27 protein-coding genes and 1 tRNA gene are annotated in these 24,732 nt (G+C 62.4%); 8 read left to right on the top strand and 20 right to left on the bottom strand.

Annotation, left to right across the window (positions count from 1 at the left end):
• Window positions 1–17: 17 nt before the first annotated feature.
• Both RA26_RS12760 and RA26_RS12755 read left to right on the top strand, forming a co-directional pair.
• Window positions 18–929, top strand: a complete 912-nt coding sequence (locus RA26_RS12760; protein ID WP_039184139.1) for a pirin family protein — start codon at window positions 18–20, stop codon at window positions 927–929.
• Between the two features lie 127 nt (window positions 930–1,056).
• Entirely contained in the window at window positions 1,057–1,359 is a 303-nt protein-coding gene (locus RA26_RS12755) for an antibiotic biosynthesis monooxygenase family protein (protein WP_039184138.1), read from the top strand.
• Between the two features lie 7 nt (window positions 1,360–1,366).
• Here RA26_RS12755 and RA26_RS12750 read toward each other — a convergent pair whose 3' ends face one another.
• Window positions 1,367–1,846, bottom strand: coding sequence for a GNAT family N-acetyltransferase (locus RA26_RS12750; protein WP_039184137.1), 480 nt, complete (start codon window positions 1,844–1,846; stop codon window positions 1,367–1,369).
• Window positions 1,843–2,430 carry a TetR/AcrR family transcriptional regulator gene (locus RA26_RS12745; RefSeq protein ID WP_039184136.1) on the bottom strand — a complete coding sequence of 196 codons (588 nt, stop codon included), beginning with the start codon at window positions 2,428–2,430 and terminating at the stop codon, window positions 1,843–1,845. Before RA26_RS12745 ends, RA26_RS12750 begins: the two co-directional genes overlap by 4 nt.
• A gap of 167 nt (window positions 2,431–2,597) precedes the next feature.
• Between RA26_RS12745 and RA26_RS12740 the strand changes: the two genes are divergently transcribed.
• From RA26_RS12740 to RA26_RS12720, 5 genes are all read left to right on the top strand, one after another.
• On the top strand, window positions 2,598–2,852 hold the full coding sequence (locus RA26_RS12740; protein WP_039184135.1) for a hypothetical protein: 255 nt from the start codon (window positions 2,598–2,600) through the stop codon (window positions 2,850–2,852).
• A 115-nt stretch (window positions 2,853–2,967) separates the two neighbouring features.
• Entirely contained in the window at window positions 2,968–4,254 is a 1,287-nt protein-coding gene (locus RA26_RS12735; RefSeq protein WP_039184134.1) for a homoserine dehydrogenase, read from the top strand.
• A 156-nt stretch (window positions 4,255–4,410) separates the two neighbouring features.
• Window positions 4,411–5,397, top strand: a complete 987-nt coding sequence (gene glpX / locus RA26_RS12730) for a class II fructose-bisphosphatase (protein WP_039184133.1) — start codon at window positions 4,411–4,413, stop codon at window positions 5,395–5,397.
• A 113-nt stretch (window positions 5,398–5,510) separates the two neighbouring features.
• Window positions 5,511–7,250 carry a single-stranded-DNA-specific exonuclease RecJ gene (gene recJ, locus RA26_RS12725; RefSeq protein ID WP_039184131.1) on the top strand — a complete coding sequence of 580 codons (1,740 nt, stop codon included), beginning with the start codon at window positions 5,511–5,513 and terminating at the stop codon, window positions 7,248–7,250.
• A 104-nt stretch (window positions 7,251–7,354) separates the two neighbouring features.
• A tRNA-Glu gene (locus RA26_RS12720) sits at window positions 7,355–7,429 on the top strand.
• A gap of 167 nt (window positions 7,430–7,596) precedes the next feature.
• Here RA26_RS12720 and RA26_RS12715 read toward each other — a convergent pair.
• Genes RA26_RS12715 through RA26_RS12695 form a run of 5 tightly spaced genes read right to left on the bottom strand, consistent with a single transcriptional unit; the run spans window position 7,597 to window position 11,548 of the window.
• Window positions 7,597–8,412, bottom strand: a complete 816-nt coding sequence (locus tag RA26_RS12715; RefSeq protein WP_039184129.1) for a formate/nitrite transporter family protein — start codon at window positions 8,410–8,412, stop codon at window positions 7,597–7,599.
• Window positions 8,413–8,418: 6 nt separating this feature from the next.
• Window positions 8,419–8,982: a hypothetical protein gene (locus tag RA26_RS12710; protein WP_039184128.1), complete on the bottom strand. Its 564-nt coding sequence runs from the start codon at window positions 8,980–8,982 to the stop codon at window positions 8,419–8,421.
• Window positions 8,979–9,578: an SCO family protein gene (locus tag RA26_RS12705; protein ID WP_039184127.1), complete on the bottom strand. Its 600-nt coding sequence runs from the start codon at window positions 9,576–9,578 to the stop codon at window positions 8,979–8,981. Before RA26_RS12705 ends, RA26_RS12710 begins: the two co-directional genes overlap by 4 nt.
• On the bottom strand, window positions 9,578–11,038 hold the full coding sequence (locus RA26_RS12700; protein WP_039184126.1) for a cbb3-type cytochrome c oxidase subunit I: 1,461 nt from the start codon (window positions 11,036–11,038) through the stop codon (window positions 9,578–9,580). The genes RA26_RS12705 and RA26_RS12700 overlap by 1 nt, the downstream gene beginning before the upstream one ends.
• Complete coding sequence (locus RA26_RS12695; RefSeq protein ID WP_039184125.1) at window positions 11,039–11,548, bottom strand: cytochrome c oxidase subunit I; 510 nt, start codon at window positions 11,546–11,548, stop codon at window positions 11,039–11,041.
• A gap of 93 nt (window positions 11,549–11,641) precedes the next feature.
• Between RA26_RS12695 and RA26_RS12690 the strand changes: the two genes are divergently transcribed.
• A complete protein-coding gene (locus RA26_RS12690) occupies window positions 11,642–12,112 on the top strand; it encodes an RrF2 family transcriptional regulator (protein WP_241482642.1) in 471 nt (156 codons plus the stop codon).
• Between the two features lie 41 nt (window positions 12,113–12,153).
• Here the strand turns inward: RA26_RS12690 and RA26_RS23355 are convergent, their stop codons facing one another.
• The 13 genes from RA26_RS23355 to RA26_RS12630 form a co-directional block, all read right to left on the bottom strand.
• On the bottom strand, window positions 12,154–12,279 hold the full coding sequence (locus RA26_RS23355; protein WP_275041640.1) for a hypothetical protein: 126 nt from the start codon (window positions 12,277–12,279) through the stop codon (window positions 12,154–12,156).
• A 40-nt stretch (window positions 12,280–12,319) separates the two neighbouring features.
• Entirely contained in the window at window positions 12,320–13,192 is an 873-nt protein-coding gene (gene ccoP, locus RA26_RS12685) for a cytochrome-c oxidase, cbb3-type subunit III (RefSeq protein WP_039184123.1), read from the bottom strand.
• Complete coding sequence (locus RA26_RS12680) at window positions 13,183–13,350, bottom strand: cbb3-type cytochrome c oxidase subunit 3 (protein ID WP_039174659.1); 168 nt, start codon at window positions 13,348–13,350, stop codon at window positions 13,183–13,185. Before RA26_RS12680 ends, ccoP begins: the two co-directional genes overlap by 10 nt.
• Window positions 13,347–14,078 carry a cytochrome-c oxidase, cbb3-type subunit II gene (ccoO, locus tag RA26_RS12675; protein ID WP_039184122.1) on the bottom strand — a complete coding sequence of 244 codons (732 nt, stop codon included), beginning with the start codon at window positions 14,076–14,078 and terminating at the stop codon, window positions 13,347–13,349. Before ccoO ends, RA26_RS12680 begins: the two co-directional genes overlap by 4 nt.
• Before the next feature lie 6 nt (window positions 14,079–14,084).
• Complete coding sequence (gene ccoN / locus RA26_RS12670; protein ID WP_039184121.1) at window positions 14,085–15,707, bottom strand: cytochrome-c oxidase, cbb3-type subunit I; 1,623 nt, start codon at window positions 15,705–15,707, stop codon at window positions 14,085–14,087.
• A 53-nt stretch (window positions 15,708–15,760) separates the two neighbouring features.
• Window positions 15,761–16,507, bottom strand: coding sequence for a DUF2189 domain-containing protein (locus RA26_RS12665; protein WP_039184120.1), 747 nt, complete (start codon window positions 16,505–16,507; stop codon window positions 15,761–15,763).
• 33 nt (window positions 16,508–16,540) lie between these two features.
• Window positions 16,541–16,960: a group III truncated hemoglobin gene (locus RA26_RS12660; protein ID WP_039184119.1), complete on the bottom strand. Its 420-nt coding sequence runs from the start codon at window positions 16,958–16,960 to the stop codon at window positions 16,541–16,543.
• A 215-nt stretch (window positions 16,961–17,175) separates the two neighbouring features.
• A complete protein-coding gene (locus RA26_RS12655) occupies window positions 17,176–18,213 on the bottom strand; it encodes an extracellular solute-binding protein (RefSeq protein WP_039184118.1) in 1,038 nt (345 codons plus the stop codon).
• Between the two features lie 20 nt (window positions 18,214–18,233).
• Complete coding sequence (locus RA26_RS12650) at window positions 18,234–19,043, bottom strand: ABC transporter permease (protein WP_039184117.1); 810 nt, start codon at window positions 19,041–19,043, stop codon at window positions 18,234–18,236.
• Window positions 19,044–19,046: 3 nt separating this feature from the next.
• Window positions 19,047–19,976, bottom strand: coding sequence for an ABC transporter permease (locus tag RA26_RS12645; RefSeq protein ID WP_039184116.1), 930 nt, complete (start codon window positions 19,974–19,976; stop codon window positions 19,047–19,049).
• The gene (locus tag RA26_RS12640; RefSeq protein WP_052272408.1) at window positions 19,976–21,106 is read right to left on the bottom strand and encodes an ABC transporter ATP-binding protein; all 1,131 of its coding nucleotides are present in this window, start codon (window positions 21,104–21,106) and stop codon (window positions 19,976–19,978) included. Before RA26_RS12640 ends, RA26_RS12645 begins: the two co-directional genes overlap by 1 nt.
• Window positions 21,107–21,441: 335 nt before the next feature.
• Entirely contained in the window at window positions 21,442–22,581 is a 1,140-nt protein-coding gene (argE, locus tag RA26_RS12635; RefSeq protein WP_039184113.1) for an acetylornithine deacetylase, read from the bottom strand.
• 2 nt (window positions 22,582–22,583) lie between these two features.
• The gene (locus RA26_RS12630; protein WP_039184112.1) at window positions 22,584–24,653 is read right to left on the bottom strand and encodes an oxidoreductase; all 2,070 of its coding nucleotides are present in this window, start codon (window positions 24,651–24,653) and stop codon (window positions 22,584–22,586) included.
• Window positions 24,654–24,732 lie beyond the last annotated feature (79 nt).

The following is a 24,732-nucleotide window of genomic DNA, read 5'->3' as shown; positions in this document are numbered from 1 at the left end:
TTCACAGGAGACACGCAATGTCCCTCAGACCCATTCTGGAAACCCGCGACGCGCAGCCCCATACCGAGGGCGCAGGCGTCAAACTGCACCGCGCCTTCGGCTTTCAGGACCCGTCGGAACTGGACCCGTTCCTGCTGTTCGACGATTTCCGCAACAATAATCCGGAGGACTACCTGCGCGGCTTCCCCTGGCATCCGCACCGCGGCATCGAGACCATCACCTATGTGCTGGCAGGCACGGTTGAACACGGCGACTCGCTGGGCAATGAAGGCACTCTGGGCGCCGGCGACGTTCAGTGGATGACCGCCGGGTCGGGCATCCTCCATCAGGAGATGCCCGCGGGCAACGCCAAGGGCCAGATGCACGGCTTCCAGCTGTGGGGCAACCTGCCCGCCAGCCAGAAAATGACCGCGCCGCGCTATCAGGACATCAAAGGCACCGAAATACCTGAGATCATCGACGATGACGGCACCCGGGTAAAGGTGATCGCCGGCGATTTCTGGGGCAAGCGCGGGCTGGTCGACGGCATCGCCGCCGACCCGCAGTACCTGGACGTCTTCATTCCGGCAGGGGTGAAGAAGACCCTGCCGGTCGACACCTACCGCCGGGCCTTTGCCTATGTGTTCGAAGGCGAAGCGGCCTTTGCCGATGCCTCCGCCCCGCAAGGGGTGCTGCTGGAAAAAGAAGTCGCAGGCCAGGAGGTCAACATCCGCGACCTGTCCGGCGACCGCACCCTGATCCGCTTTGGCACCGGCGATGAAATCACTGTGCAGGCTGGCCCAGAGGGCGTGCGCTTCCTGCTAATCTCCGGCGCGCCGATCAACGAACCGGTGGCCTGGCACGGCCCGATCGTGATGAACACACAGGAAGAGTTGCACCAGGCCTTCCGTGACCTACGCAACCGCACCTTCATCAAGCCCGCGCACTGAACCGGAAAACCGGTGTCCACTTTTCCCTGTACACGGCGCAACAAGCCCGCGCACGAACCGTATCGGACCGCAAAAGGCACTGATGATGTGCTATACTCTCCCCGTTCAACGAGTGATGGGGAGAGTGATGATTATCCGGGTATTCCGTGCCACCGTCCGCGACGACAAGATCCAGGACTTCAAGACCTTTCTGACCGATACCGCGGTGCCGCATGTGCGCCGCCAGCGCGGACTTGTGTCGGTCACCGCAGGGCTGCCGCGGCCCGAATCCCCTGCCACATTCTGCGTGGTGATGGTCTGGGAAAGCGTCGAGGCACTGAAGGCCTTTGCCGGCGAGGACTGGGAACAGCCCCATGTGCTGCCTGAGGAGGATCCGATGGTGCTGAGCCGTCAGATCGACCACTACGACATGATCGGGCTGCTGAGCTGACTGATCGTCAGCCGCCGGCAGTCCAGCTGTAGATGATCTCATCCCCTTCGGCCGACGGAGTGAAACCGGCTTTCTCCAGCACCCGGGCTGAGGCGGCGTTTTCCTGCATCACCCCGCCCGACAAAGTAACGCCGCTGCCGCCGAAATGCGCCTGCAATCCGCCGATCAGTTCGCTCGCCAGCCCCTGCCCCCAGGCGGCTTCGGTAAAGAGATATCCCAGGTTCCGGATGCTGCTGCCCGCTTTCGGAATGGACAGGATGATCAGCCCGATGCCCTCATCCGCTGTACTGCGAAGGGCCGCCACTTCGGCTTGCTGCGACACAGCCGCCAGGAATTCGCGGCGGCTCTGATCGCTGCCCTGTGCCAGAAACCCGTCCGGCAGCCATTGCACCACTTTCGGCGCAAACAAGCCCGCCAGCTCCGCCGCTGTCAGATCTTGCCAAGGCGCTGCCTTCAACCGCTTGGTCGTCAAACTCAGCAAGCTCACGTGCTGACCGCCTTCTGCACCATGCCCCAATAGACCCGCTCCACCTCGTCCAGCGACAGCCGCCCCTCTGAGCGGTACCAAGTGTTGACGCCGTTCAGCATCGCAATCACCGCCAGTGTTGCGATCTTGGTGTCGGGAATGGCGAACACGCCCTGCTCGACCCCTTGTTTCAGGATCCCTTCCACGCCGTTCTCGTAGTCCCGGCGCAGCGATTCGATGACGGTGAAATTCTCCTCCGTCAGGTTGCGCAGCTCCATATAGGCGATGAACACCGCATCCGGACGCTCCAGGTGAAAGCGGATGTGAAAGCCGGTGAAGGCGCGCAGCCGTTCCAGCGCACTGTCCGCCTGCGGCACCGAATCCCAGGCCGCCTGCAGCTCTGCCATATGGCCCGCCATCAAGTTGAATAGCAGGCTCTGCTTGTCCGGCGTGTAATTGTACAGGGCGCCCGCCTGCACGCCGACCTCCTTGGCGATCTGGCGCATCGAGACGGCGGCATAGCCATGCTGCGCAAACAGCCGCAGGGCCGCCTCGCGGATGCGGGGGCCGGTGATATCGGAGTGGGAACCTTGGGTGCGTGCCATGTGGCGACAATAACTGAACGAACGTTCAGAAAAAAGAGCGAATGCCGCAGCCCCAAGCCTCTATCAGCCCGCGGCTGCAGGAACATCCCCCAACCGCCGCGGAAATTCAATTGTGCCAGCCCGCCGGACCTCCTAAAACCGGTCCAGCAGAGCATGGGGTTTGGGCAATGCAGTTTTGGACACGGATCGCATTTTTTCTGGCCGTGACGGCAGCAGCCGCCTGCACCCGGGTGCCAGAGCTGGAGGACCGGCTGACCCCGGATCTGCGCGGTGCGGACTACCCCGACCTCCTGCCGCTGGATGACGCGCTGGAACCGCTGGATCCGCCGCAACAGGCCAGCCAGGATCTGCAGGAAGAACTGGATGCCCGAAGCGACCGCCTGAAACGCCGCGCTGAAGCCGTCAAAAACGCCGAACTCTGACCCCTCCGCGGTATTCCTGCCCGCACTGCCGTGCCTTGTTCCGCGGCGGCGTTGCACGCCTGCGCCGAACCCGCTAAGGCGGTGCGGACAAGTTTCGGACAAAGGACCTCCAGCCATGACAGAACCGCTACGCCTAGGGATCGCAGGCTTGGGCACCGTCGGCATCGGCGTGGTGAAGATCATCCGCCGCCACGCAGCGCTGCTGGAGGCGCGTACCGGGCGCCCTGTCGTCATCTCCGCCGTTTCGGCCCGCGATCCGAACAAGGACCGCGGCGTGGCGCTCAAGGACTACGCCTGGGAGACCGATCCGGTGGCGCTGGCCGTGCGCGGCGACGTTGACGTGTTTGTCGAGCTGATGGGCGGCCACGAAGGTGCGGCCAAAGCTGCGACCGAAGCCGCCCTGGCGGCCGGCAAGGATGTGGTCACTGCGAACAAAGCATTGCTGGCCATCCACGGCCAGGAGCTGGCGGAACAGGCTGAGTCTGCAGACCGGGTAATCCGCTTCGAGGCTGCGGTTGCGGGCGGCATCCCGGTGATCAAATCCCTGACCGAAGGGCTGGCCGGCAACGAAATCACCCGCGTCATGGGGGTGATGAACGGTACCTGCAATTACATCCTTACCCAGATGGAGGCCACAGGTCAGGGCTACAACGCCCTGTTTGAGGAGTGCGGCCGCCTGGGCTATCTGGAGGCCGACCCGAACCTGGACGTGGGCGGCATCGACGCGGGCCACAAGCTGGCGCTGCTGGCCTCCATTGCTTTCGGCACCAAGCCGGCCTTTGAAAAGGTGGAGCTGGAAGGCATCCAGCGCATTCAGCTGGACGACATCCGCGCTGCTGCAGACATGGGCTACCGCATCAAACTGCTGGGCGTGGCTCAGCGCACCGCCCGCGGTTTGGAGCAGCGCATGTCGCCCTGCCTGGTGCCCGACAATTCGCCGCTGGGCCAGCTGGAAGGCGGTACCAACATGGTGGTGATCGAGGGCGACTCGATTGAGCAGGTTGTGCTGCGCGGCCCCGGCGCCGGCGAAGGCCCGACCGCCAGCGCGGTAATGGGCGATATCCTAGACCTCGCCCGCGGCCTGCGCATTGCCACCTTTGGCCAGCCCGCCAGCACCTTGCAGGACGTGCCCGCCGCCCAAACCGGCCTGCCCGCCCCCTTCTATCTGCGCATGGGCCTGCTGGACAAACCGGGTGCACTTGCCAAAGTGGCCGCGATATTGGGCGAGGCCGGCGTGTCCATCGACCGCATGCGCCAGTACAGCCACAAGGCGCCGGTGGCACCGGTGCTGTTCGTCACCCACAAATGCACCCGCGCCACTCTTGACGTTGCACTGGAAGGTCTCACCGCCACCGACGTGGTCGACGGCACCCCCGTTGCACTGCGCATCGAAGAGGTCTGAGCCGGCCGAAACCGGCAAAAAATGGCAGTTTACAGCGCTGCGGCTGGGATTTCCTGCCGCCGTGCCCCCTATCGCCTCTTGCGAGCCAGCCCCGCCCCGCGCTATTCGGCTTGAAACGCCCATTCACTTCTGACCCGTTGAGACAGGATTTCCGGTATGACTTCGAACACCTCTGACGCGCCTTTTCATGACCGCATGCTGTCGCTGGGCCTCGCCCGCGTTGCTGAACAAGCCGCGCTGGCCTCTGCCTCGCTGATCGGCCGCGGCGACGAAAAGGCCGCCGACCAGGCCGCGGTCAACGCGATGCGCGAGCAGCTGAACCTGCTGGATATCGCAGGCGTCGTGGTAATCGGTGAAGGCGAGCGCGACGAAGCACCGATGCTGTACATCGGCGAGGAAGTCGGCACCGGCAAAGGTCCCGGCGTCGACATCGCGCTGGACCCGCTGGAAGGCACCACGCTGACTGCCAAGGACATGCCGAACGCGCTGACCGTGATCGCCATGGGCCCGCGCGGCTCCATGCTGCACGCGCCGGATACTTATATGGACAAGCTGGCAATCGGCCCGGGTTACGCCGAAGGCGTCGTCTCGCTGGACATGTCCCCGCGTGAGCGGGTTGAGGCGCTGGCTGCCGCCAAGGGCTGCGCCCCCTCCGATATCACCGTCTGCATCTTGGAGCGTCCGCGCCACGAGGCGATGATCGCCGAAGTGCGTGAGACCGGTGCCGCCATCCGCCTGATCACCGACGGCGACGTGGCAGGCGTCATGCATTGCGCCGAAAGCGATGTCACCGGCATCGATATGTACATGGGCCAGGGCGGCGCTCCTGAGGGTGTTCTGGCCGCGGCCGCGCTGAAATGCATGGGCGGCCAGATCTTCGGCCGCCTGCTGTTCCGCAACGACGATGAAAAGGGCCGCGCCGCCAAGGCCGGCATCACCGATCTGGACCGCATCTACACACGCGACGAAATGGTCACCCAGGACGTAATCTTTGCTGCCACCGGCGTAACCGGCGGCTCGCTGCTGCCTGCGATCAAACGCACCCCGGGCTGGGTTGAGACCACTACGCTCCTGATGCGTTCCAAGACCGGCTCGGTGCGCCGCATGTCCTACCGCACGCCGCTGGAACCGCACCAGAAGTGAGCGTGCCCTGCGCCCGCGAAGCGGCTTGCGCCGCGGCCTCCGGCGGGAGTATTTGAGGAAAGATGAAAGGGCCGGATCCAATTGGGTCCGGCCTTTGCTTACGGGTGAGACACATGAACTTTTTGGGTGTAGAGCAGTCCTTGACCGGACGCCGCTGGGTGGGCCCCGGGGTTGAGGTGGACCGTGCCTCCGAAATGATGGCGCAGCAGACCGGCCTGCCCCGCTCTGTATGCCAGGTGCTGGCACGGCGCGGCGTGCCGGCGATGGAGGCCAAGGGCTTTCTGGAACCGAAGCTGAAAGAACTGCTGCCCGACCCGCGCGAGATGAAGGACATGGAGGCCGCCGCTACCCGGTTCCTGGAAGCGGTCCAGCACAAGCAGCGGATTGCGGTTTTTGCTGATTATGACGTCGACGGCGGCAGCTCAGCCGCGCTGCTCCTGGTCTGGCTGCGGCAGATGGGACTGCAGGCGACGCTCTATATCCCCGACCGAATTGACGAGGGCTATGGCCCCAATGTGCCTGCAATGCAGGAACTGGCCGCCGCGCATGACCTGATTATCTGCGTGGACTGTGGCACCTTGAGCCATGAGCCGATTGCGGCCGCCAAGGGCGCTGACGTGATCGTGCTTGACCACCACCTGGGCGGCGAGACGCTGCCGGACTGTGTGGCAGTGGTGAACCCCAACCGGCAGGACGAAAGCGGGGATCTGGGTTATTTCTGTGCAGCGGGCGTGATCTTCCTGATGCTGGTCGAAGCAGGCCGCCAGCTGCGCGAAGCAGGGGCCAAGGGTCCGGACTTGATGTCGCTGCTGGATCTGGTGGCACTGGCCACCGTGGCGGATGTTGCACCGCTGATCGGCGCCAACCGGGCGCTGGTGCGCCAAGGCCTCAAGGTGATGGGTGCGCGCAACCGGCCCGGCCTGGTGGCGCTGGCAGATGTGTCGCGCATGGATTCGGCCCCCTCAACCTACCACCTGGGGTTCATGCTGGGACCGCGGGTGAATGCAGGCGGGCGCATCGGCAAGGCGGATTTGGGTGCCCGGCTGCTGTCCACAAACGATCCGCATGAAGCTGCCGCCCTGGCGGAACGGCTGGACCAGCTGAACACCGAACGCCGCGACATCGAGAACGCCGTGCGCGCCGCAGCGCTGGAGCAGGCGGAAGAGCGCGGTCTGGAGGCCCCGCTGGTTTGGGCGGCAGGCGAAGGCTGGCACCCGGGCGTGGTCGGCATCGTCGCCTCCCGCCTGAAAGAAGCCGCCAACCGGCCTGCCGTCGTGATCGGCTTCGACGGTGAAGAGGGCAAGGGCTCTGGCCGATCGGTTTCAGGTGTCGACCTCGGCGCCTCCATCCAGCGGCTGGTCGCAGAAGGGCTGCTGGTCAAGGGCGGCGGCCACAAGATGGCGGCGGGCCTCACCGTGATGCGTGACAAGCTGGAACCCGCGATGAAGCGTCTGAGCGAGCTCCTTGCAAAACAGGGCGCAGGAGAAGGCGGCCCCGCAGATCTGAAACTGGACGGCGCCCTGATGCCAGGGGCTGCCAGCGTGGATCTGATTGAACAGATTGAGCAGGCAGGCCCGTTCGGCGCCGGCGCCCCCGCCCCGCGCTATGCGCTGCCGGACCTGCAGGTGCGCTTTGCCAAGAAAGTGGGTGAAAGCCACCTGAAACTGTCCCTTAGCGACGGTATGGGCGGCGGCGTCGACGCAATTTGCTTTGGCGCATTTGACACCGCATTGGGCCCGCGGCTGCTGGACCACGGCGGTGCGCGCTTTCACTTTGCCGGACGGCTGGAAATCAACACCTGGGGCGGCCGCCAAAGCCCGCAGCTCCGCCTGGAAGATGCCGCTGAAGCCTGATTTTTCAAAGGCTTGCCGCCTGTGGATAAGAAATTTCACAAAGGCTTATTTTTTCTCTTGCGGGTTCCGGCGCTTACAACTAAATACCCGCTCACACACAGAGTGGCCCGTTCGTCTATCGGTTAGGACGCCAGGTTTTCAACCTGGAAAGAGGGGTTCGATTCCCCTACGGGCTGCCACTTTTCCCCAAAAGATATGCACCACTGAGCGTCATTCAGAATGCTTTTTGAAATAGCATTACCTTACAGCTCCAGCCCGTTCTCTGCCGATTTCCACCACCGGTAAAGGTCTGAGAGGCTCCCGTATTCACGCCGGAACGCGCTTAGAATTTTTACCTTTTGCCAATTCAGCCTGAGCTTGATGCAGAGCCGCACCTAACAGCGGCTTCGACCTTCGGACGAGAGGCTGCACGCCAGTACCCCCACCCCATAATCACAGCCCCGGCAAAGGTGTTGCCAAGGGTGACGAAGGTCAGATTGCGGGCAGCACCGGTAATTGTGATGCTGTCCGGATGGTCTGACATCAGCGCCACCGAGAACACCGTCATATTGGCAATGCTGTGTTCGAAACCGGCCGCGATGAAAGCATAGAGGCACCAAAAGACGATAATGCATTTGCTCACGTCGTCTTTGGCCCGTGCCGCACACCACAAGGCCAGACACACCAGCCAGTTGCAAAGCACAGCCTTGGCGAACAGCTGCAGCGCAGAACCATGCATTTTCTTCGCTGCCACCTTGTACAGCAGTGCATCCTCGCCTGCGCCCAGGATCAGCCCGCTGCCGCCTGCAGTGAACACGGCCGCCAGCAGCAGCGCCCCGGCCAGGTTGCCGCCCCAGCTGGCCGCCCAGCAGCGCAGCAGGTCGCTGAGGCAAGTCTGGCCGGTCAGCAGGCCCTGCGTCATGTACATGGTGTGGCCGGTGAACAGCTCAGCACCGGCGAAAACCACCAGCGTCAGCGCGATACCGAAACTTGCGCCCATGACAATCGGGCGGAAAGCCCCCTCCACGCCCTGCCCCACCGAAAAGATCAGGAGAATTCCGGCCCCGACAAAGGCACCTGCCTTCAGCGCCAGGATCAGGAAGGCCAGCGGATCCGTGCGCAGGTGGAGGCTTTTCTGCCGGGCCAGATATGCAAAGTTCAGGACCGTCTCGGCATAGGTCATGTCACGTCATGCTCCGCATTTGGAACATCCGGCGCTGCCTGACGGCAGCCAGCGCGGATGTCCGAACAAAACCGGGACAGCCCAAATGCAGGCCAGCACCACGGCAAGCTGAAGAAAGGCAAATCCCAGATCCTGCTGGGCAGACACCAGGTAGGAATTGCAGATCCGCAAGGGGGCATGAGTGTAAAGGAACCCCAAAACCCCCAGCATCGACAGCACATTGGCCTTGAGAAAGCCGCGCAGAACGGGAGCCAGCCACGGCCAGCTCAGCCGCAGCGGCACGCCAAGCAGCAAAGGCAGGCTCAGGTATTTGGCGGTCTCGCCGGCTGGCGTCAGCGCCCAGTCCACACTGCGCGGCAGCATCCAGAACAGAAAGGCCGTCAGTGCGGTCAGCAGCAGCGGAACCGCCCAAACACGCCGCCGCCCGCGCATATCCCAGCTGATGAGCACACCCGCCAGCACCAGCAAGGGCATCTGGACCAGCACATGCTGGACCGGGCTGGCCTCTGCTGCCTGACGCAGGGCAATGGCCTCAGCTGCGGCAAGCAGGGCCAGGACGGTCATCTTCATGGCTGCGCCTCCCCAAGATAGGCAACCACTGCCTCCACAGCATCCGTGTCATAGACCGCTGAAAACCGGCCATCGCTGCTGATCACATGGATCGCTGCGTTATGCTGAAACCCTTCCCATTCGTCCGGAATGACCGTCACATCAAACAGCTTCAATAAGCCTGAAAGATCCTTCTGCTCCGGCCGTGCGATGGTCCACATAATGCCGTCGGCCTCATGCGCATCGCCATAAATCGCCATCTGCTCCGGCGTGTCGCGTTCCGGGTCGAAGCTGACTGACAGCAGCCGGACCTGCACCCCTTGCCCCTGCAGGCGGTCGCGGATCTCTGCAAAATCGGCTGCGGCGATCTGGCAGATGTCGCCGCAGACGGTGTAGATGAATTCGACCAGAACAACCTCTCCCGCTTGCGGCAGCAATGGCACCGGCCTGCTGGCCATATCCTCCAGAAGCACTTCGGGCACTTTGCGAGGCGACTGCAGAACATCCAGCCGCCGCGCCGCTTCGCTAGTAAAGGCCCGGGCCCCGTCTGTGGCCAGCCACAGGATCCCGCCGCCGGCCACGGCGGCGAGAACCGAAGGGAGAAAGCGGGCCGCCATCAGCCTTCGCGCCGCCCGAGCCGCGCAGCAAAGCGCAGGACAAAGACCAGCGTCCCCAGCACAACCAGCCCGCCGAACAGGGTGCCAATGCGGTCGTGGGCCAGCCATTCCTCATAATGCACCGCCCAGCGCCGCGGGATCGAGGCCGCACCGGAGAACAGGAACACCGTCACGAACCCAGCGGCACCCGCCAGGTAGGTCACAAAGGCTGCCCGGTCCAAACCGTCCATCTGCGAGATGGTCTTGCCGCGCACCAGCCAGGCCATGAAACCAAAGGCCATCACCACCTCGCCCAGCAGAAGGTAAGTGTGGAAATGCCCCGGCACCCACATGGTGTTGTGCATCACCTTGTTGACGCTGATCATCCCGTCAATGGAGGCCGGAATCGACCCCACCGACCAGCCTGCGACTGACAGAACCAGAAGCGACGACGCCAGATCCCAGGTCATCCTGGAGCCGCGCACATAGAGAAAGGTCGAAAAGGCGGTGACAGCAATCAGGGGAATGCCGCTGAAGTAGGAGACCAGCTGCCCCACAACCAGCATCCAGGGCGGCATCACCACATCCTGCAGCAGGTGGTGCCAGTAGACCGCCATCACAAAGATCAGCACCGCATTCCAGGCAATTGCAAACAGCCGGTTCGATTTCCACGGCTTGCCGGTGTATTCCGGCAGGATCTCGTAAACAGCTGTCACTGCCATATAGATCGAGGCGTTGATGAAGACATGGCCGAAGAAGTAGATCAGGTTCTTGGCCAAGAGCGCATCAACCTCAAACCCCGGCACCAGCAGATGCACAAGGCTCGCCACCAGAACCGCCGCTCCCAGGATAATCCCGATCGAATTGAAAATGGTCACAGCGGCAGCAGCTACGATTGCGGGCGGCGGCGGATCATTATCCTCGCGCCCCAGGATCAGATTCCAGCCCAGCGCCCGTACCAGGCTGCCATAGCGCGCATGGATCCGGCGGCCCAGCTCCAGGTAATACAGCAGAAAGCCCACCCCGATAGCGGTATAGCCCAGCATGAAGGCCGCGGCTGCTCCCGCCTCCCAAGCACCGCCGGAGAGAGCGGGCAGAGGGAACAAGAAAGTCCAGGCGCCACCGTAGCCACCGATGAAGATGGCGCCAAGGATCAGTACCACTCCCAGCAGGAACAGGCCGAGGAAGGCCCAGAAAATGCCGCCTGACAGCACCAGATGGCGGCCGCAGAAGTACCACATGATGGCCGCACCAGACAGTGCCGCAGTGCCCACCATGCCCGCACCATGTGCCGTCAGCAGCTGGTAGAAAAGCGCGGCGTCCAAATCAATCCACTGCCCCTGCGCCGCGCGCATGAGGAGGCCGAAGACCATCATCAGCGCAAACACGGCGCCGGACAGGACCATCGTCAGCTTGACCGCCCCCGCCTGCGGCGCAGCCGCCGCATGCCCGGGCACGTAATTTTCGGATATTGTGTTCATTTATCTCTCCGCCGCGATGACTTCGAATTCATTGACCATGTCGTGATGCGCCACGCCGCAGAACTCCATGCACAGGATCTGGTAGCGGCCCGGCTCCTCGAACGTGTAGGTGATCTGCGTGGTGTAGCCGGGGATCGCCTGCACCTGGGTCAGCAGCGTGAGGCTGCTGTCATAGATGCCCATTCCATGGGTAACGTCCTCGGTTGTGACGTTGAAATTGACCGGCTTGCCCGCCGGGATTTCCGTGGTGTCGATGTCCCACCACCACTGGCCGCCGCTGACATTCACCTCCAGCGCATCACCGGTGCCGGCCAGTGCATGCGGCCACTCCCGCAGCGAGGCAACGGAGACGATCACGCCCAAAATCGTCATCACCCAGATCAGCCCGCTGCGTTTTGCGCTGGCGCCGGGCCCCGGCGCCGGACCGCGCGAGGCCCGCGCCGCCGCAACAAAGACCGCTGACAGCGCCGCCATCAGGATCAGTGAGATAATTAGAACAACTGGCTGCATGCGCCGCCTCCACTTAATAGGTATTTCAAATACCCATTATTGAGCCACCCGAATACATGTCAACAAAATACGTCTTTTCAGTGCATATTAATTATGGGATCAACGCTTATGCAGATCACCAAGTTTTCCGATTACGCCCTGCGCATCCTGATCCACCTCGCCACCCACGAGGACGGGCTGATGACCACCCGCGAAATTGCCGGGATGCAGCAGCTGCCGTTCAATCACCTTGCCAAGATTTCGCAGTGGCTGACCCACGAAGGCTATGTGGAATCAGTCCGCGGCCGCAACGGCGGCATGCGCCTGGCCAAGCGGCCCGAGGCAATCTCCATCGGCGCCCTGCTGCGAAAATCCGAACACGGCACGCCGCTGGTGGAATGCATGAAAGAGGACGGCGGCTGCTGTGTGATGACACCGGCCTGCGGGCTGCTGCCGACCCTGTCTGAGGCGCAGGAAGCCTTCTTTGCCGCACTGGACAGCCGCACCCTGAAGGATGTTCTGGAAGGAAACCGCGGCATGAAGAACCTGATCCGAAAGCTGGAGGCGGAGCAAGCCTTGAAATAGGCTGCAGCAGTCAGCACTGCCTTTGCTGCTTCAGCCGCTCTTTACTTGGCAGCACCAGAGGCAGAGCCCTCCAGCACCTGCCCGTCCCAGGCTTCAAACGCCACGGACAGATGCCAGGCCTTGAACCCGGCGTAGCCTGCCAGCAGCGCCAGTATCAGCAAGTACATCGTCCTGCGGAAGCGCGGGTTCTCTTCAGACCGTGTGTTCTCAGTCCGCTGCATCATTGCCATTCCACAGCACATACAGGGTCAGCATCCGGATTTGGGCATCGCTCAGCCGTCCCTCCCAGGCCGGCATGACGCCCATCCGGCCATAGTAAACACTGCGGTAAATATCGTCCCGGCTGCCGCCATAGATCCACCGGTCATCCCCCAGGTCAGGCGCACCGTTTTCATAGCCGCCACGCCCGTCATCACCGTGGCAGGCCGCGCAGTTGTCCTCAAACACCACCCTGCCCGCTTCTGCCAGCTCAGCGTCATGCGCGCGCGCCGAAAGCGACAGCACAAAATCCACTGCCTCCTTGACCTCTGCCTTTTCCAGCATCCCGTCGGCGCCAAAGGCCAGCATCTGGGCACTGCGGGTGTCATCATGGGCCGCATTAATGCCATAACGGATGCTGTATTCAATCTCCTCCGGACTGCCGGACCACAGCCAATGCCCGTCCGTCAAATCGGGAAATCCGGCCTGGCCCGTCAGCCCTGCCGTGTGGCAGGCGGCACAGTTGTCGGCATACAGCTTGCCGATCGCCTGACCATATCGCGCTTCAAGCGCCGGGTCCGCCGCAAGCACCGCAATATCCGCGGATTGGAACGGCGCAAAGGCCTGCGCCCGCTCTGCTTCAGCCAGATCCACCGCTGCGGCTACCTCCGCCCGCGTGGAATAGCCCAGCAGCCCCTTGGCATAGCCGGAAACCAGCGGAAACGACGGGTACAGCAGCCAGAACAGCACCGAAACCGCAATGCTGGCCCACAACGCCCAGCGGGAGGCCCAGGGCACCGGCGTGTCCATTTCCTTGATCCCGTCCCACTCGTGGCCGGTAAGCTCGGTGCCAGAGACCGGGTCCTTTTCCCTTACTGCCATGGCTGGTCCTCCCGCCCGTCCAGCGGGGACTGCGCCGCATCGTCGTAGATCCGCCGCCGCGACGGCCAGTAGGTCCACAGCACGGCGGCCAGAAACACCACCAGCAGGTAGACCGCCCCCCAGGTCTTGGAGAACACAAGAACGGCATCATGGGTCATCGGCTGCTTTCCTCCGGGTCCAGTGTGTCCAGCTCTGCAAGCGTTCCCAGCATCTGCAGATAGGCGACCAGCGCATCCATTTCCGTCAGCCGCCCGGGCTGGCCGTCAAAATCGCGCACCTGCACTTTCGCGCCATAGCTCTCTTGCAGCTCGCTTTCGTAGGTCTGCTCGAAATCCGCCTGCCAGACCGCGTCCTTCTCTGCGTTTTCAATCTGGGCTTCGGTATAGGGCACCCCGGCGCGGCTCAACGCCTTCAACGCTGCGGGCAGATGGCCGGTCGCCAGCCGCGTGTCCGACAGGAAGGCATAGCCCGGCATCACCGAGCCCTCCACCAGCTCCCGCGGGGCCTCCAAATGGGCCACATGCCAGGCATCCGAATACTTGCCGCCGATGCGCGCCAGATCCGGACCGGTGCGCTTTGAACCCCATTGGAACGGATGATCGTACATGCTCTCGGCCGCGAGGCTGTAATGACCATAACGTTCCACGTCTGAGCGTAGGGTGCGGATCATCTGACTGTGGCAGGCATAACACCCCTCCCGCACATAGATGTCGCGCCCCGCCAGCTCCAGCGGTGTATAGGGGCGCATCCCTTCCACCTCCTCCACCGTATTCTCGATGGTGAACAGCGGCGCGATCTCGACAATGCCGCCGATCGAGGCCATCAGCAGGATTGCTAAAGCGAACCCGATGGAATTCCGTTCAAGCTTCTGATGCTGTGTGCTCATGGCTGATCACTCCGCGGGCTGGCGGGGGATTGGCCCCACTTGCAGGGTTTTAGTCTTTCGCGGTCCGCTCACCGTCATCCAGATGTTGTAGGCGCCGATGCAACCGCCGATCAGATACAGCAGCCCGCCCACAGCGCGCGCGGCATAGTAGGGATGCATCTCCACCACGCTGTCGAGGAAGGAGTAAAGGAAGGCCCCATCAGCGTCATAGGTCTGCCACATCAGCGATTGGGTTATGCCGCTGTTCCACATCGCGCCGACGTAGATCAGCGTCCCGGACAGGGCGAGCCAGAAGTGCCAGGCCTCCAGCTTCAGGGAGTAGACGCCTTCGCGCTGCCACACCCAAGGCACCATCTTGTACATCGCGCCAAAGGTGACGAAGGCGACCCAGCCCAAGGCACCTGCATGCACATGGCCCACTGTCCAGTCGGTATAGTGGCTGAGTGAGTTCACCGGGCGGATCGCCATGAACGAGCCTTCAAACGTTGCCAGCCCGTAGAACAGCACCGCAACCATCATGAACCGTACTGCCGGATCGGTGCGCACCTTGTCCCAGGCGCCGTTGATGGTCAGGATGCCGTTAAAGACCGAGGCCCAGCTCGGCACCAGCAGGATGATCGACATGGTCATGCCGAGGTACTGCACCCAGTCCGGCAGTGCCGTATAATGCAGGTGGTGCGACCCGGCCCAGAGATAGAGGAAGGTAATTCCCCAAAAGCCGACAATCGACATCCGGTAGGAATAAACCGGCCGGTTCACCGCCTTGGGCAGAAAGTAATAGAGCATGCCGAGGAAGCCGGCGGTCAGCAGGAAGCCAACCGCGTTGTGGCCGTACCACCACTGCGTCATCGCATCCTGGGTGCCCGCAAACAGCGAATAGCTCTTGGGATAGGCGATCGAGACCGGCACCGAGAGGTTGTTCACCGTGTGCAGCATCGCAATCACCACGATGAACGCCAGATAGTACCAGTTGGCGACATAGATATGCGGCTCCGCCCGCCGCGCCAGTGTTTTCAGGTACAGCGCCAGGTACCCCAGCCACACCACCAGCAAGAGCAGGTCCGCGTACCATTCGGGCTCGGCGTATTCCTTGGACTGGGTGATGCCGAGCGGATAGCCGGAGGCGGCCAGCACCAGGAAAAGGTTGTAGCCCCAGAACACCAGCCACGGCAGGGTTTCACTGGCCAGCCGCGCTCTTGAGGTGCGCTGCACCACATAGAACGAAGTGGCAATCAGTGCGTTGCCGCCAAAGCCGAAAATCACGCCAGAGGTATGCACCGGCCGCAGCCGCCCGAAGTTGGTCCAGGCCATATCGCCGTTCAGCGCCGGGATGGCCAGTTGCCAGGCCAGGATATCGCCCACCGCAAAGCCGATGATGCCCCAGATCAGCGCTGCGACCACGCCAAAGCGGATCACCTTGTCACTATAGGCCTGCGGCACCTGAGCCGGGGCATCAGCCAGACGGTTTACCATCCACAGGATGCCCCAACCCGCTGCCAGCGCGATCAGCCAGCCGTGCAGCACATAGGGAACCAGCACGCCCCAGCCCAGGATCGCCAGCCCGCCCAGCAGCACCAGGCACAGCGCGCACAGGATGGCGGTGTCTTCCAAGGGAACTCTACGCAGCATCGGAACACTCCATTTTCAAGGGGAACCTGTCCTGGCATCCCGGTCTCATGGCGTCAGCTCTCATCCCCGCCTCCATGAAACAGATCTGCGTAGGCATGCCAGGTTGCGTACCCAAGCAGCGGAAAAATCACCGCCAGCCCCAGCAGTCCTGTCAGCACCCCCAGCCCGGTCAGCAGGGTGATCGCCGCCCCCCACCAGACCGACAGCCGGAAATTGTGCGTGGCGGCGTTTAAGCTCAGCCCCATGGCAGAGAAACCGTCGATCCGGCGCTCCACCAACATCGGCAAGGAGAAGGCCGAGACCGCAAACCCCAGTGCCGCAAACAGCCCGCCGGTCAAGGACCCCGAAATCAGCAGCACCCAGCCCGCCGGCGTGCTGATCATCAGCACCAGCGTCTCCACGAAGCCGGCAAATGGCCTGAGGCCGTAGGCGATGGCGAACAGCACTGCCGCGGCCCTGATCCAGGTCAGGGCAAACACCATCAGGATGGCACCCACCAGCGCGATCTGACCTTTCGAGGCCACCTCGCGCCGCCCGCGGGCCGCCGTGAACAGGCCGACTGTGGCGACAGGCCCGACCAGCACCCCGCCCGCCAGCAGCGGCAGCAGCATCCAGCCGGTGCCGGTTGCAGCCAGCAGCCAGATTGCCAGCCAGCCCAACACCACCAAAGCGCCGCCGTAGAACAGTGAATACCCGGGGCTGCGGCGCAAATCGGTCCAGCCCGCCGCCAGCCAGCGCCGCACCACGCGGGCGGGCGGCTCTGAAATGACCCGGGCCTTGGAGTACAGCGGTTCCGGCATGTCAGCTATCCTCTGCACAACACGCACCCCGGGTCATGTCAGCACCGGCGGCGCATCCGCCTCGCGCCGGAAGTTTTCCAGCCCGTAGGACAAACCCTTGCCAATCCTGTCCGCCAAGGCGGCAAAGGCCTGGGCAGTCTCCGGCTTCAGCTCCCGCTCCGCGGTGTCGCGGAACAAGGCCAGCCAGATCGTGAAATGTTCCGGCCGGATCTCCGGATTGGCCAGGTGAACCTGCATCGGATTGCCCGAATATCCAGGCTCGCGCAGGATTGCCCCGCGCCAGAAGGCAGCGATGCGCACCTCATGTTCCGGCCAGTCAGTGACCGCGGCATTGAACACCGGCCCCAGAACAGCATCCGCGCGGACCCGGGAATAAAAACGGGCGACAACCAAGGCGATCTCATCGGCTGTCACCTCGAACAACCAAGGCTGCTTGTGCGGCGAATCCTTCATGGCACCTCTCCATACATGCACGCCGCATTCATGTATCAATAAATAAGTATTGTAAAGTCGTATTTAAATCTTGAGCAGGACTGGCTATGGCGCCAGGCACTTTCCAAGCGTCTGCGAAACAGCTCCGGAGGCAGTGGTTCAGGCTAGGATCTACGGCTCACGCTGCCCCGGGCACTCAGGGCCCGGGGCAGTTGTCTTGGCCGTAAACAGGGGCATCACTTCTTCAGGTTGGTCCAGATCTGATCATAGACCGCTTGGGTTTCCTGGTTGCAGACCTCGATGAACACGCCCTCACCCGCATTTGCATGGGGGTTCTTTTCCGGCTGCGCGGCCAGCGATGGATCGAGATGTTCGCTCACGCCGGTCACCCCGGCATTATACTGCGCATAGTTCGTGACTGCGGCGATGTTTTCAGGCTCCAGCAGGAAATCCATGAACTTCAGCGCGTTTTCCCGGTTTGGCGCGTCTTTCAGCAGCACAACATTGTCCATCCAGGCAACATAGCCCTGGGTCGGATAGGCGTATTCCACATTGGCGCCTTCCTCACGCGCCTTCGCAGCGAAACCGTCGTAGATCTGCCCGACAGCCGCATCGCCTGACACCAGAACCTCTTTGGCGGTGTCCGAGTTGAAAGACGCCCAATGCTGCTTGGCGTCCTGCAGCATGGCATTCAGCGCCTTCAGCTGCTCCCTGTCGGTGGAGCACTGCGGGATGCCCATATGCAGAGAGGCCATCGCCATCACTTCGCCCTGGCTGTCCAGCATGTTGATCTTGCCCGACAGCTCTGCCGGGGGCTCAAACAGAATGGCAGTGGTCTGGATATCGCCGCTGTAGGCGTCCCGGTTGACCGCGAAGGAGGTGGATCCCCACTGGTAGGGGATCGAGGAGGCGCGGCCCGGGTCAAAGCTGGGGTCGGCCCATTCCGGGGCGATGTTGCCTTTATTTGCCAGTTCGCCGTCAGCGATGGTGTCCAGCAGGCCCTCACCCGCCATGATGTTGACCATGTAGTCGCCCGGTACAGCCACATCGTAAGTGCCAATACCGCCGGCCTTCAGCGTTGCCAGCATCGATTCATTGGAATCGTAGGTGTCCATGGTCACCTCAATGCCGGTCTCGGCAGTGAACTTGTCCAGCACCTCCTGCGGCATGTATTCGAACCAATGGTACAGCACCAGTTTGCCCTCGGCGGCGGCGGCGTTGGCAGCAACACTCAGTGCAAGGGCTGCGGAGCTGGATTTCAGCAGGTTTTTCATGTGTTTCCCTCCAGGTTGGATCATTTTGTGTTATCGGATTTGCTGACGAAGTAGCTGATGGTGACCATCACGATTGAGATGCTCAGCAACATGGTCGAGATCGCCATGATGTTGGGTTTGATGCCCTGCTTGACCGAGCCGAAGATCGCGGTGGGCAGGGTCTCGACACCTGCACCCTTGACGAAATTGGTGATGATGAAGTCATCCAAGCTGACGATGAAGGCCAAGAGGAAGCCGGAGATGATGCCCGGCGCCATCAGCGGCATAAGGATCCTGGTGAAGGCCTGCCGCCGGGTGGCATACAGATCCATCGCCGCCTGCTCGAAACTGTCCTCGATCCCCTGCATCCGGGCAGAAATCGGCAGATAGGCAAACGGGATGCAAAAGGCGATATGGGCCACCAGAATGGTCATGTAGCCGCGGGTGAAGCCGATCGCGTTGAAAAAGATCAGCGTGGCAACGGCGGTCACGATCTCCGGCACCATCAGTGGCAATGAGATCAGGCCGAAAGACACGGTCCGCAGTTTGAAATTGCCGCCCCGGACCATGGCGGTTGCCGCGAGGGTCGCAATTGCTGTGCTCGCCGTGGCCGCGATAATGGCGATGGTGAAGCTGTTGAAGGCAGCAACCTTGAACTTCTCGCTTTCCGGCCCGGTGAACACATCGGCGTACCAGCGGAGGCTGATCCCCTCCCAGTTGGTGATCGATTGGGAAGCGTTGAAGCTGTAGATGGTGACAATCACCAGCGGCGCGTACAGGACCACCAGGCAAAGCAGGGTTATGGAGCGGAAGCCCCTGTAGGATTTGATATTTTCATTCACATGCGCCATGGCTCAGCCCCCTGCCTTGTCTGCTTTGGCCTGCTGGCGGGCAGAGAACATCAGGATGATCAGCACCATGGTCAGCAGGATCATCGAGGCGGCGGCACCGAACGGCCAGTTGCCTGCGTTGCCCTTGAACTGCTCCTCAATCAGGGAGCCGATCATGAAGTTCTTGGCGCCGCCCAACAGATCCGGCGCCAGGAAAGAGCCCATCGAGGGGACGAACACCAGAATGCAGCCCGCCACCACACCCGGTTTCACCGCGGGCAGCACGATTCGGCGCAGGGTGGTCCATTTGCTGGCGTAAAGATCCGCCGCTGCCTCAGACAGCGAGAAGTTGTAGCGTTCCACCGCAGCATAGACCGGCAGTACCATGAACGGCAGGTAGGAGTAGAACAGGCCCAGCTGCACCGCAAAGTTGGTGTTGACGATGTGAATGGGATTGTCGATCAACCCGGTGCCGATCAGGAAATCATTCAGCGGCCCTTGGTCGCGCAGCAGGAACTTCATGCTGACAGTACGGATCAGCAGGTTCACCCAATAGGGGATGGTGATCAGGAACACCCAGACGGGGCGCACGTGTTCCGGCCGCGTGGCGATGAAATAGGCGGTCGGGAAGCCGATCAGAAGGCTGAGCAGCGTCGCAGCGCCGGCCTGCCAGATCGAACGCCAGAAGATGGTGATATAGGTCCATTCGATCGTGGGCGGCTCATCCCCGAACAGCCCGCGGTCAAAGAAGAACTGATCATAGGCCGCGAGAGAAGGCTCCCAAATCACCCCGCCCCGGAATTCCTTGGTCAGGAAGGAATAGATCAGCATCATGCAGACGGGACCAAGCACAAAGATGCCGAGCACCGCCCAGGACGGCAGCAGCAGCCAGCCGCGGGCGTCCTTGTATGTATCTGCGCGGGCTGACCCGCCGCTTGCTGCGCCTGCTGCCATCAGTCCATCAGGAGGCGCCCGGCCCCCAGCTCCATGTTGACGAAAATCTCGCTGCCCGGCTCAAAGATCCGCTTGTTGCCGCGGTCGGAATTGGAGGTGCGCACGATGAACTGCGGCCCCTCTGCCAGATCAACAAGCGTGCTGATGTCGGTACCGACAAAGATGTTCTCGGCAACCCGCCCCTTGAGGCTTTCGGCCTCGACCGGCACGTCGGACATGAACAGCCGCTCGGGCCGCACCGACATATGCACCTTGGCGCCCTCACCGATGCCCTCAACCGAATTGCAGGTCAGTGCATGGCCGCCGCCCAAGTGGCAGACTGCGCGGCCATTGCGGACCTCATCGACAGACACCTCCAAGAGGTTGGTTTCGCCGATGAAGTCCGCCACGAACATGTTGCGCGGCCTTTCGTAAATTTCGGTCGGGGAACCCAGCTGCTGCATCTTCCCTGCCGACATCACCGCGATGCGGTCGGACATGGTCAGCGCTTCCTCCTGGTCGTGGGTCACGAAAATAAAGGTGATCCCGGTTTCCCGTTGCAGGTGCTTCAGCTCCAGCTGCATGGCCTTGCGCAGCTTCAGGTCGAGCGCCGACAGCGGCTCATCCAGCAGCAGGACTTTTGGCTGTGGCGCCAGCGCTCGCGCCAGCGCCACACGCTGCTGCTGGCCGCCTGAGAGCTGAGACGGTTTGCGGGCAGCGAATTGCGACAGCTGGACCAGTTCCAGCATCTCACCTGCCCGTTTGCGGGCGGCGGCTTTGGTTTTGCCGCGCATTTCCAGGCCAAAGGCGACATTGTCCAGAATGGTCATATGCGGGAACAGCGCGTAGTTCTGGAAAACCGTGTTCACCGGTCGCAGATGCGGCGGCAGGCTTTCAATCTCGTCGCCATAAAGCAGGATCTCACCCTCGGTCACATCCTCGAACCCGGCGATCATCCGCAACAGCGTGGTCTTACCGCAACCCGAGGGGCCCAGCAGGGTGAAAAACTCATTGTCCTTGATCGTCAGCGATATCCGCTTGAGGGCGGTGAAGTCCCCATAGCGTTTGACTGCATTGCGCACATCAATCGCATCTGTCTTATTGCCAGGCACTTGCGCCTCCCCTCTGCCGCGTTTCGTTAAATCCAGCATAAGAAGGGCGGAGGGCTGCTTTAAGAATTGACTCCCTCAGCAAATGTTAGTCTCTGCCTAACCTTTTAAAATGCAGCTCAGCCAGTGCCTTAGAAAGAACTTCAGAAGATGCTGCGGCTGGTTTGCCCCAGCTCTGGCCTGCCGGTTTCGCAAGATGGCAAGGGACGCGGTCAGCCGGATCACCACCAGCTATCCACCAACGCAATTCCCCGCGCTGAACGGAAACTTGCCGGCCGGACACAGGCCGGGCGACCAGGTAAATGGCCTCGGCAATTGTTACCGCGCCGATCCGCCCGGGGGCATCAAGTCAGGCGGCCATTGCCGTGCCGTGTTTCTCAAGTTGTCAAATCGTCCAGAATCCGGTCCATCATGGCGTCGCAGGCGGCAAGCTGGCTCAGCTCCAGATATTCGTCAGGTTTGTGCCCCTGCCCCTCCATCGAGCCCGGACCGCAGACCACAGTGGGCACACCCAGCTGGTCAAAGAACCCGGCCTCTGTGCCAAAGGCGACCTTGGCGGCGGTATTGCTCTGGGCGAGTTTCTGCGCAAAAGGGACGATTGGGCTGTCTGCAGGCACGTCCAGGCCGGGATAAGCGTTGTACTGCTCCACCTCGATACGGGCCTCAACCGGGTAACGGCTGCTGATCTGTTCGGCGGCGGCCTGTATGCGGGCCAGAATGTCCGCACCGCGGTCGGCCGCCAGATGCCGGTACTCAAATGTCAGTTCCGCACGGTCCGGCACGATGTTGAGCGCGGTGCCGCCGTTCATCTTGCCAACATGCACGGTGGAGTACGGCACCGCATACGCCGCATCCCGCGCGCCATTGGCGGCAAAATCCTGTTGCAGCGCACGCAGTTCAGCCAAGAAATCCCCGGCCAAGTGCAATGCATTGGTGAAATTCGGCGCCAGGGCAGAATGGCCGGCTTCACCATGGCACACCGCACGCAAGGCAGCCTTGCCCTTGTGCCCGATGGCGACTTCCATCCCTGTTGGCTCCCCCACGAAACAGGCCCGCGGCTGGCCGATCAGCGGCGCCAGGCGTTCCAGCATCTCTTGGATCCCGACACAGCCGACCTCCTCGTCGTAGGACAGCACGATCTTCAGCGGTTCTTTCAGATCTGCCTTCGCCGCCCGGTCTGCCAACGCCAAAGCACTGGCGGCATAGCCCTTCATATCAGTGGTTCCGCGGCCATAGACGCGGTCTCCGTCCCGGGTCAGCCGGAAGGGGTCGCGGGTCCAATGCTGCCCATCCACGGGCACCACATCGGTGTGGGCAGACAGCAGGACTCCCTGCCCCGCCGGGCCTTTCTCGGCGTAAAGCCCGGTCTTGGCGCCATCCGGCGACGGCAGCCGCATCACAGCAAATCCGCGCTCAATCAGGAAACCCTCCGCATAGGCGGCAAGCTCCAAATTGGAATTGCGGCTGACCGTGTCGAACCCGGTCAGCCGCTCCAGTATGTCCAGCGTCGCTGTCATTGTCAGTCCACGGCCAGCTCGGTGATCTCGCGGCGGAAAGGCAGTGCATCGCCGATATCCGGGCCGTCGAGCTCCCGCGCATAGCGGTGGCCTGCATAGGTCGCCCAGGCAATCGGACCCGGCGCACTGGCGTCGCCGATGATCTTGACCGACTTGATGCCGGCGTCCGCCCATTCCGCCTCGCGGGCGCGCAGATCCTCGTAGATGCTGTCGTTGCCGGTGCGCGAGGCGACCATCACAACCGCATCCGCCTCGATGTTCCAGGTGCGGTCCGTGTAAGTGCAATTGCTGACCACATGGCCCGGGTGGATTTCCGTCACCCCGCGGTTCAGCACGATCTCCACCCCGGCCTCAACAAGGCGCGGATGAATGGCAACCTGTTCCAGCGTGTTGTTGGTCCAGTCGCTGACAAAAGCCGAGGGCGTGACCAGCGTTACCTGCGCACCTTTGGAGGCCAGCAGTTCGGCCAGAACGCCGCCCATGTAATAGTGGTCGTCGTCATAGACCACCACGCGGCCTTCGGGGATGGTGCCATCCATCAGATCGTCGGGGGTATAGACCTTTGCACCCTCACCAATCGGCATCGGCACCACATGCTGGCGGGAAACCCCGTCCCGGCGCCAGGTGGAACCGGTGGCGATACAGATGTTCTCAAAGCCGAACTCCAGAATGCTGTCCGCATCCAGCGGGCTTTCGCGGTAGATCTCCACATTCGGGCGCTGGCTCAGCTGGTAGTCGCGGTAGTCCACCACACGGCCCCAGGCATTGAGGCCCGGCAATGTGCGTTCGCGGGTCACGCGACCGCCGATCACGTCCTTCGCCTCGGCCACCGCCACGTCATAGCCGCGGCGGCACAGCGCCCAGGCGGCTTCCAGGCCTGCCGGGCCTGAGCCGACAACCAGCACGTTGGAGCTTTCGCCCTTGGTGTTCATCTTCTCCGGATGCCAGCCCTTGCGCCATTCCTCCATGAAGGTCGGATTTTGGGTGCAGCGGCTGATCGACATGGTCATGTCGCCGGTAATGCAGATGTTGCAGCCGATGCATTCACGGATATCCTCGATCCGGCCTTCCTCGATCTTCTTCGGCAAGAAAGGATCGGCAATCGAAGGCCGCGCACAGCCGATGAAATCGAGCGTGCCGGATTTAACCATCTTGGCCATCACATCCGGGCTGGTGAAGCGGCCGACACCGACGATGGGCTTATCGGTCAGCTCATGAATGCCGCGCACCAGCTGTTCCTGCGCAGCTTCCTCCTTGAAACGGGACGGGCCGGAACAATCCTCCCAAGTGCCCTGCGCCAGGTCCCACAGGTCCGGCAGGTTTTTGTTCATCTCGATGTAATCGCGCACCTCGGCGTTGGAGAAACCCAGTTCCCCGATGGTCTCGTCCAGCGAAACCCGCAGGGTGATTGCCATGGTATCGCCCACGGCGTCGCGCATGTCCGCAATCACTTCCTGGCTGAACCGCGCCCGGTTCTCCAGACTGCCGCCGTATTCATCCGACCGCTGGTTCGTCGCCCGGCTCAGGAAGTGCTGGAAGATACCGAACCCATGCGCGCCATACAGGCAGATCAGGTCGAACCCGGCTTCCTTTGACCGTTTCGCCGCATTCACGAACCAGCGGCGCAGGTCCTTGATATCCTGCCTGTCCAGCGCACGGGCCTGCACCGGGTCATTGGTGAAGGTGCGGATCGGCAGCGCAGAGGGCGCCAGCGGCACCTCCTTGGAGTAAAGGTTCGGGCCGTTGATTCCGGAATAGGCCAGCTGGATCCCGGCCAGCGCGCCGTGGGTCTTCATCCGCTCCGACATCTTCCTGAGCTGCGGGATGTCTTTATCCTCCCACAGGCGCAGTTCGATGAAGGGTGTGATTTCCGAGGTGTGATGCATCTCGCACTGTTCGGTGAAGATCACGCCCCAGCCGCCCTCGGCCTTGATGCCCCGCATCGCTGCCGCCGCAGAGGGGTCCCGGTAGCCGCCGCCGTTGCAGTGGGGCACCTGGTAAAAGCGGTTCTTGGCGGTGAGCGGGCCGATCTTCATCGGCTCGAACAGAATATCATAACGGGGATCGCGCAATTTCCATCTCCTTCGGTGCAAGAGCCCCACAAAGGTACAGGACCGGCCCAAAGGCGAAAGTTGCGCTTACGGAAGCATT

Origin of the sequence: Leisingera sp. ANG-M7 (assembly GCF_000813965.1) — a bacterium.
In the GTDB taxonomy this organism is placed as follows: Bacteria; Pseudomonadota; Alphaproteobacteria; order Rhodobacterales; family Rhodobacteraceae; genus Leisingera.
Note: the sequence above shows the minus strand (reverse complement) of the source record. Positions and strands in the feature narration are given on the sequence as shown.

Excerpts from the sequence above, each read along its gene's own strand:
- RA26_RS12760 (WP_039184139.1), top strand. The coding sequence starts at position 18 with ATGTCCCTCAGACCCATTCTGGAAACCCGCGACGCGCAGCCCCATACC.
- RA26_RS12755 (WP_039184138.1), top strand. The coding sequence starts at position 1,057 with ATGATTATCCGGGTATTCCGTGCCACCGTCCGCGACGACAAGATCCAG.
- RA26_RS12745 (WP_039184136.1), bottom strand. The coding sequence starts at position 2,430 with ATGGCACGCACCCAAGGTTCCCACTCCGATATCACCGGCCCCCGCATC.
- RA26_RS12740 (WP_039184135.1), top strand. The coding sequence starts at position 2,598 with ATGCAGTTTTGGACACGGATCGCATTTTTTCTGGCCGTGACGGCAGCA.
- RA26_RS12735 (WP_039184134.1), top strand. The coding sequence starts at position 2,968 with ATGACAGAACCGCTACGCCTAGGGATCGCAGGCTTGGGCACCGTCGGC.
- glpX (WP_039184133.1), top strand. The coding sequence starts at position 4,411 with ATGACTTCGAACACCTCTGACGCGCCTTTTCATGACCGCATGCTGTCG.
- recJ (WP_039184131.1), top strand. The coding sequence starts at position 5,511 with ATGAACTTTTTGGGTGTAGAGCAGTCCTTGACCGGACGCCGCTGGGTG.
- RA26_RS12715 (WP_039184129.1), bottom strand. The coding sequence starts at position 8,412 with ATGACCTATGCCGAGACGGTCCTGAACTTTGCATATCTGGCCCGGCAG.
- RA26_RS12710 (WP_039184128.1), bottom strand. The coding sequence starts at position 8,982 with ATGAAGATGACCGTCCTGGCCCTGCTTGCCGCAGCTGAGGCCATTGCC.
- RA26_RS12705 (WP_039184127.1), bottom strand. The coding sequence starts at position 9,578 with ATGGCGGCCCGCTTTCTCCCTTCGGTTCTCGCCGCCGTGGCCGGCGGC.
- RA26_RS12700 (WP_039184126.1), bottom strand. The coding sequence starts at position 11,038 with ATGAACACAATATCCGAAAATTACGTGCCCGGGCATGCGGCGGCTGCG.
- RA26_RS12695 (WP_039184125.1), bottom strand. The coding sequence starts at position 11,548 with ATGCAGCCAGTTGTTCTAATTATCTCACTGATCCTGATGGCGGCGCTG.
- RA26_RS12690 (WP_241482642.1), top strand. The coding sequence starts at position 11,642 with ATGGGATCAACGCTTATGCAGATCACCAAGTTTTCCGATTACGCCCTG.
- RA26_RS23355 (WP_275041640.1), bottom strand. The coding sequence starts at position 12,279 with ATGTACTTGCTGATACTGGCGCTGCTGGCAGGCTACGCCGGGTTCAAG.
- ccoP (WP_039184123.1), bottom strand. The coding sequence starts at position 13,192 with ATGGCAGTAAGGGAAAAGGACCCGGTCTCTGGCACCGAGCTTACCGGC.
- RA26_RS12680 (WP_039174659.1), bottom strand. The coding sequence starts at position 13,350 with ATGACCCATGATGCCGTTCTTGTGTTCTCCAAGACCTGGGGGGCGGTC.
- ccoO (WP_039184122.1), bottom strand. The coding sequence starts at position 14,078 with ATGAGCACACAGCATCAGAAGCTTGAACGGAATTCCATCGGGTTCGCT.
- ccoN (WP_039184121.1), bottom strand. The coding sequence starts at position 15,707 with ATGCTGCGTAGAGTTCCCTTGGAAGACACCGCCATCCTGTGCGCGCTG.
- RA26_RS12665 (WP_039184120.1), bottom strand. The coding sequence starts at position 16,507 with ATGCCGGAACCGCTGTACTCCAAGGCCCGGGTCATTTCAGAGCCGCCC.
- RA26_RS12660 (WP_039184119.1), bottom strand. The coding sequence starts at position 16,960 with ATGAAGGATTCGCCGCACAAGCAGCCTTGGTTGTTCGAGGTGACAGCC.
- RA26_RS12655 (WP_039184118.1), bottom strand. The coding sequence starts at position 18,213 with ATGAAAAACCTGCTGAAATCCAGCTCCGCAGCCCTTGCACTGAGTGTT.
- RA26_RS12650 (WP_039184117.1), bottom strand. The coding sequence starts at position 19,043 with ATGGCGCATGTGAATGAAAATATCAAATCCTACAGGGGCTTCCGCTCC.
- RA26_RS12645 (WP_039184116.1), bottom strand. The coding sequence starts at position 19,976 with ATGGCAGCAGGCGCAGCAAGCGGCGGGTCAGCCCGCGCAGATACATAC.
- RA26_RS12640 (WP_052272408.1), bottom strand. The coding sequence starts at position 21,106 with ATGCTGGATTTAACGAAACGCGGCAGAGGGGAGGCGCAAGTGCCTGGC.
- argE (WP_039184113.1), bottom strand. The coding sequence starts at position 22,581 with ATGACAGCGACGCTGGACATACTGGAGCGGCTGACCGGGTTCGACACG.